2 protein-coding genes are annotated in these 2,241 nt (G+C 66.2%); one reads left to right on the forward strand and one right to left on the reverse strand.

Translation table 11 applies throughout. From position 1 onward, the window contains the following. The first annotated feature begins 218 nt into the window (after nucleotides 1–218). A complete protein-coding gene (locus tag KK7_RS0117945; protein WP_010546023.1) occupies nucleotides 219–647 on the forward strand; it encodes a CBS domain-containing protein in 429 nt (142 codons plus the stop codon). A 4-nt stretch (nucleotides 648–651) separates the two neighbouring features. Here KK7_RS0117945 and KK7_RS0117950 read toward each other — a convergent pair whose 3' ends face one another. Continuing rightward, the gene (locus KK7_RS0117950) at nucleotides 652–2,139 is read right to left on the reverse strand and encodes a lipopolysaccharide biosynthesis protein (protein WP_010546024.1); all 1,488 of its coding nucleotides are present in this window, start codon (nucleotides 2,137–2,139) and stop codon (nucleotides 652–654) included. Nucleotides 2,140–2,241 lie beyond the last annotated feature (102 nt).

Consider the following 2,241-nt stretch of genomic DNA (forward strand, 5'->3'; position numbering starts at 1 on the left):
CCCCCCCCCCCCCCCCCCCCCCCCAGCCAATATTCCGCAATTCCAGCGGCTAAAAGGGCAACGGCCGCCATCCCCCAGAGGATGCGGCGGAACCGCCCCCAGGCGAAGGCGGCATAGTGGGGGTCGTCGAGTCCATCGGGCTGTTCCATGTTTTTGCAACTTGGGCCGAATCGTGGGATACACAACGCCTAAAAAATGAAAGCCAAGGAGAGAATGCGATGACCATCGCGACAATCCTCGAAGGCAAGGGGCGTGACGTCGTGTCGATCGCCTCGAACCGCACCGTAGCCGAGGCGGTGGCGCTGCTTGCAGCACGTCGGATCGGCGCGGTGCCGGTCCTCCAGAACGGGCAGGTGGCCGGGGTCTTTTCCGAGCGGGACGTGATCCACTGTATCGAGCGCGAGGGTGCGATCGGCCTTGAACTGCCGGTCTCGCAGGTGATGACGGCGCCGGCGATTACGGTGACGCCGCAGGAAACCGTGCTCGGCGCGCTGGCGCTGATGACGCGGCGGCGCATCCGCCATCTGCCGGTGATCGAGGGGGAGGCGTGCATCGGATTCATCTCGATCGGCGATCTGGTGAAGTATCGGATCGACCGCATCGAATCCGAGGCCGAGGCAATGCGCGCCTATATCCAGGCGGCGTGAACGCTCAGCCGGCGCGGTTACGGACCAGGGCCACCGCGCCGGTCAGCGTCTCGCGGGCGAAGAAAAACAGCAGCGCGACATAGCTCGCGCCACCGACGGTTACGAGCAGGCCCAGCCGGGGCAGGGGGGCGATCGGTGGCAGCTCGCGGTCGACCAGCGTGACGATCAGGCCCATCGCGAGGGCCGCGAATACCGGCGCGGCGATCGCCCGAACGAGCCGCGCATAGCCGACGCCGATCGCCGGCAGCGTGCGGTGCGCCGAAAAGGCGAGGTACAGCGGATAGGCGACGTACCAGGCGGCGACCAGGCCCAGTATCCCCCAATGCACTCCGATCAGAAAGGCGATCGGCAGGAAGATCGCGCCTGTCGCCCCGTTGCGTGCGCTGATCCCCGGCCGTCCGCGCGCGTCGCTGGCGGGAGCGAACAGTACCTGCAGCGTCATCAGCGGCATCACCAGCGCCAGGCCGTGGACCACCGGTGCCGCCTCCGCCCATTTCGGTCCGAGCACGACCGCGACCAGCGGCTCGGCGGTCGCGGCCAGCCCGATATAGAAGGGCATGGCGGCAAGCAGGATCAGCTGCGCGCCCCGCACGAAGGCGGCCGCTACCGCCGCAGGATCGTCGCGCATCTTGGCATAGGCGGAGAAGGCGACTTCGTTGAGCGGCGGCACGAACTTCGAGACGAAGATCTGGGTGAGGAATAGGCTGGTCGTATAGATGCCGAGCAGGTGCGGGTCGAACATGCGCCCGGCGATGAACACATCGGCCTGGCTCTGCAGGAACCAGAAGACCTGCCCCGCCGCCATCACCCCGCCATAGCGCGCCATGTCGCCCGCGCCGCGAAAGTCGAAGCTCGGCCAGACCAGCGCCCGTGCTGCAATCGTCATGCCGACGGCGCGCGTCGCGAACAGCATGATCGGCGCGGCGACCAGCGTCCATACGCCCCAGCCGCAATAGGCGCCGGCCAGCGCGGTGATTGCTCCGGCGAGCGCGGAAACGAAATTGACCTGCGCCTGCTTGGCGAAGTCCATGCTCCGCGCGAGCAGCGCATAAGGGAGCGCTATGAAGGGTGTGGTCAGGTACAGCACGGCCTGCACCCGCAACAGCTCGGCTACCATGGGCTGGCGATAATAGGCCGCGGCGAGCGGCGCGGCCACGAACTGCAGCAGCGCCAGCCCGCCATTGAGCAGCAGCAGCATCCCGAACAGCTGGCGCTGCGCGCGGGGCCCGGCATCCTCGCGCTGGATGAGCGCGCTCGCCAGCCCATAGCCGTTGAGCATGTTGAGCAGCACCAGCACCACCTGGGTCATCGCGAACAGCCCGTAATCGGCGGGTGCGAGGATCCGGATGACCAGGAAAGTGGACGACCAGGTGAGCAGCTGCCCGAGAATCTGCGTGCCCGAACGCCAGATCACGGCCTTTCGCACCTGATTCCGGAGCGATTCCGGGGCCTGATTCGGCGATTCGAGCGTTGATTCGGTCACAATCGGCATATCGCATGCCCCTATTGAGAAGCCGTAAACCGCAGATTTCTGCGGGTTTCAGGGGTTCCTGTCACGAAAACGCCAGAAAGTTTCATTTTCTCGTTGACGGGT

Origin of the sequence: Sphingomonas elodea ATCC 31461, assembly GCF_000226955.1 — a bacterium.
Taxonomy (GTDB): domain Bacteria; phylum Pseudomonadota; class Alphaproteobacteria; order Sphingomonadales; family Sphingomonadaceae; genus Sphingomonas; species Sphingomonas elodea.